Source organism: Azospirillum sp. P4_B5, assembly GCF_056402275.1.
This window is the reverse complement of the sequence record NZ_JBFUHT010000103.1, coordinates 1-3,811: the sequence shown is the minus strand read 5'-3', so window position 1 is coordinate 3,811 and position 3,811 is coordinate 1. Positions and strand designations below refer to the sequence as shown.

Sequence of the window (3,811 nt, the reverse complement as noted above, 5' to 3'; positions counted from 1 at the left end):
GGCCTCCACCGTCGGCAGGCCGCCGCCGGCCCCGGCCCCCTCGAAGACCCGGCGGGCGGTCTCCCAGGCCTCGGCCGCCGCCGCCGCGCCGTGGCAGAGGGATGTGGCCTCGTGAGCAAGGATCTTCTTGGCCTCGTTGATCTCCGATCCCCGGAGCGCCTCCAGCCGGGCGATCTCGTCCAGCGGCAGCTCGGTGAACAGGCGCAGGAAGCGGCCGACGTCCGCGTCTTCCGTGTTGCGCCAGAACTGCCAGAAGTCGTGCGGGCTGCGCCGGTCGGCGTTCAGCCACACAGCGCCCGCCGCCGTCTTGCCCATCTTGGCGCCCGACGCGGTGGTCAGCAGCGGCGTGGTCAGGCCGAACAGCTCCGTCCCGTCGACGCGGCGGGCCAGCTCGATCCCGTTCACGATGTTGCCCCACTGGTCCGACCCGCCCATCTGCAGCCGGCAGCCGTGGCGGCGCGACAGCTCCAGGAAGTCGAAGGCCTGGAGGATCATGTAGTTGAACTCCAGGAAGGTCAGCGGCTGCTCGCGGTCCAGCCGCAGCTTGACGGACTCGAAGCTCAGCATCCGGTTGACGGTGAAATGGCGCCCGATGTCGCGCAGCATCGGGATGTAGCGCAGTTCGTCCAGCCAGTCGGCGTTGTCGACCATCACCGCGCCGTTCGCCTCGTTGCCGAAGGACAGGTACTGGGCGAAGGCCCGGCCGATGCCGGCCATGTTGGCGGCGATCTGCGCGTCGTCCAGCATGGGGCGGCTGGTGTCGCGGAAGCTGGGGTCGCCGATGCGCGTGGTGCCGCCACCGATCAGCACGACGGGCCGGTTGCCGGTCTTCTGGAACCAGCGCAGCACCATGATCGACACGAGATGCCCGACATGCAGGCTGTCCGCCGTGGCGTCGAAGCCGATGTAGGCGCCGACCGGCCCCTGGCGCAGCAGGGCGTCGAGGCCCGACAGGTCGCTGCCCTGGTGCAGGAATCCGCGCTCGTCGAGCACGCGCAGGAAGTCGGACTGGAAGGGGCTGGAAGCGGCGGGGGTCGCCATGGTGCTGATCTCCGGACGGGAAGGGCCGCGTCCCGGGGATCATCTGTCGAAGCACATGCCGCCGGTCCGCGGCGGCATGGTTCATATGGTCAAGACTGAACGCGCCGCCCTATGGGAGCAGCGTATAATAGCGGCTGAAGTGGTGCGTGCGCGTCGTCATGACCGGGAAGCTAGGCGCGCGGGGGCGGGCCGTCAAGGGCGATCGGTTCCCACCCGCGTCCAAAAGAAGGATGATTGTTCCCTTTACGTTCTGTTTTGGCGCCGCTATCCTTCTGCCATGGACGAGATTCCGCGGCAGGCTCTGAAAGGACGGGGGGCGATCAGCAACCTGACCTCCCGTTACGAGCGGGAGACGCGGGTGCTGGCCGACGACGGCTGGGGCGAGAACGAAGCGTTGACGGAGACCGTCCCGACCCAGGTCTTCGACGACACGGCCCGTTCGGTCCTGTCGAAAAACACGTCGCCCGACGTGATCTTCGAACGCTCGGTGAACCCCTATCGGGGGTGCGAGCACGTTATACCAAGTTTGGCGTGACTGCCGAATTTGCCAGAACTCCTAAGCTTATTGCTAGCGCCTAAATGATATGCGGTAACCTAAAAAAGCGTAAATTCAGTTATTTAATGCGCTGTTATTCCTTAATTATTTATGCATATTTATGCCTCTACTCGATTGTGGGGGGCGCAGATCACATGCACACAATTTTCCTGTCGCCTCTGTTAGAAAGTCATGCTGCAGGTTATCCATCCGTTTGGCTGGAGCGGTGCCTCCATGAGGGTAACTGCTCACGGGGTTGGCAACGCTGGTGCTCAGGCGACGGCGAAAGCGCCGTTGACGAGGTCGCGTATAGCGTTCCAGGGGGACTGACCGTGCAAGCGAGCGGTTCCGGTGACGGATCGATAGCCGGCATGGATGCCCGGCCCCCAGGTTGATCGGAAGCCGTTGGTGACCTTGCGGAAGATGACGGAGGGGCGGATTTCCCGCTCGCTGCCGTTGTTGGTGGGCGGGACGCGACGGTCGGTGAGGAAGACAAAGAACTTGCCGCGCCACGCCTTGATCTGGCGCTGCAGGTCGCGTCCGGCGGGATGGGCGGCTGGAACGCCGAGCAGGGCATCAAGGCCGCGGTCGGCCCTGGCGGCGTAGGCGGCCAGCGTGCTGTCCTTCAAGGTGGGGCGGCGCTTGCCGATGCGGATGGCCCAGCGCAGATGATCGCGGATTCTGGGAGCGACGACGGTGTCGCCGCAGTCGATGGCGTACTGGACGTCGCGCAGGACATGGGCAAGGCAGACTTGGTGGGCGTCCCCCAGTTCCTGCTGTCCGGCGTAGCGGTCCGATACCCAGACCTCCGGCCGATGCTCGCCCAGCACCTGGGCGGCCACGCTGCGGGCCCGGCTGGGGACGATGTCGTGCAATACGGCCTTGTCGGAAGGAAAGACCCACTGCCAGTGGGTGACGCCGTTCACCCGCGTGGTGGTTTCGTCCGACGCGATGACCGGCGCGGTCAGCAGCTTGGCCTTGATCGCCGCGCAGGCCGTGTCGAACGCCGTCCCCATCCGCCGGAAGCTGTTGGCGATGGCGTCTTCGGAGATGCCCAGCCCGAACAGTTCCCGGAGCATCCGCGACAAGCGCTCGAACCCGACATGATGGCTGTGGTGCAGGTAGGCCAGCAACGAGCGGATGCCGGGACCGAACGGCGTGCCCGGCGGCATCAAAGCCGGAGGCGCGGCCCGGTAGCGCCGCCCGCAGTCGCCGCACCGGCCACCGAACAGTTCCACCCGCGTCACCACCGGGCGGATGACCGGAAGGTCGATGTGATCGTAACGGTGACGGCAGCGCTGAGGCATCCCCGATACCGCCATCCCGCAATGGGGACAGCTCTCGGCCAGACGCCGTTCCGTCCTGTCCGGATCCTCGCTCAGTGGGCGCGAAACGCCGGGACGCGAGGGACGCGGCTTGCGACGGCGCTTGGCCGCCGCCTTCGAGCCGGGGCGACCCGGGCCGTCCTGCGACGGCGGCGTATGGGAATTCGACGACGTCTTGCGCGGCTTGCCGACCAGCGCCTCGAGTTCCGTGATCCGCGCCGCCAACCGCTCGATCAGCGCCGCCTGCTCCAAAAGCAGGGCGTCCTTCTCGGCATCACTCAGGCGGTGGCGCGGCGGCTTTTCCATCCCAACGTTGACTCATATCCAGCGAGAGCGTGCAACCCATTTCGCCAGCCCCGTGAGCAGTTACCGAATTGCTGCATGATCGTACTGTCATGTCGGTGTCGCGCAAGGGGCTGCTGCTGGCGCGGTTCGGTGTGACCGCCGCCTTTCTTGTGTTTCTTCTTTTCGGCGATGTTCTCGGCCTATCCGACTATGGAATATGAATCGCAGTGGGCTTCGCTCTGGTATTGGTTACTCTACATCGCGCCATCAGTTGGAAATCTACCAATCCGGGCGCGTGAACGAGGGATACTCAGGCGTTGACCTACACCCTCGCCACATTGCAGGGTGTGGTTGTACAGACCGCTGTGGTGTTCTCAGACGTTGGTGCAGAAAGGCCGGGCTGGTGGCGGTCGGGAGGGCGAGCGGGTATAGAAGCGGCCCGCTGAAGCCGAGACCCCGATGCCCCACAAGGCCAACGAGCCGCGCCGCCACAAGATCCCGGAGGCCCGGTACCGTGTGGAGAACTGGGCGGCCTACGATGCGGCGCTGCGCCGGCGGGGCGACCTGACGATCTGGGTGACGCCGGAGGCGATCGCCGCGTGGACGCCGCCCGCCACGGGACGGG

At 65.9% G+C, this 3,811-nt stretch carries 3 protein-coding genes and 1 pseudogene; 2 read left to right on the top strand and 2 right to left on the bottom strand.

Annotated elements, in window-relative coordinates; all coding sequences use genetic code 11:
- A partial coding sequence (gene tyrS / locus AC1DVI_RS31985; protein WP_476961410.1) for a tyrosine--tRNA ligase occupies nucleotides 1-1,041 on the bottom strand: 1,041 nt, incomplete at its 3' end.
- On the opposite strand from tyrS, the gene AC1DVI_RS31980 reads away from it, so the two are divergent.
- Nucleotides 1,040-1,576 carry a hypothetical protein gene (locus AC1DVI_RS31980; protein ID WP_476961409.1) on the top strand — a complete coding sequence of 179 codons (537 nt, stop codon included), beginning with the start codon at nucleotides 1,040-1,042 and terminating at the stop codon, nucleotides 1,574-1,576. The two genes, tyrS and AC1DVI_RS31980, sit on opposite strands and share 2 nt — an antisense overlap.
- Before the next feature lie 272 nt (nucleotides 1,577-1,848).
- Here AC1DVI_RS31980 and tnpC read toward each other — a convergent pair whose 3' ends face one another.
- Entirely contained in the window at nucleotides 1,849-3,207 is a 1,359-nt protein-coding gene (tnpC, locus tag AC1DVI_RS31975) for an IS66 family transposase (protein WP_476961408.1), read from the bottom strand.
- A 438-nt stretch (nucleotides 3,208-3,645) separates the two neighbouring features.
- On the opposite strand from tnpC, the pseudogene AC1DVI_RS31970 reads away from it, so the two are divergent.
- Nucleotides 3,646-3,811: pseudogene (locus tag AC1DVI_RS31970) on the top strand (IS5/IS1182 family transposase); the annotation flags it as partial.

What these genes read in the sequence shown, in the direction of transcription:
- AC1DVI_RS31980 (WP_476961409.1), top strand. Translation starts at nt 1,040, where the DNA reads ATGGTGCTGATCTCCGGACGGGAAGGGCCGCGTCCCGGGGATCATCTG.
- tnpC (WP_476961408.1), bottom strand. Translation starts at nt 3,207, where the DNA reads ATGGAAAAGCCGCCGCGCCACCGCCTGAGTGATGCCGAGAAGGACGCC.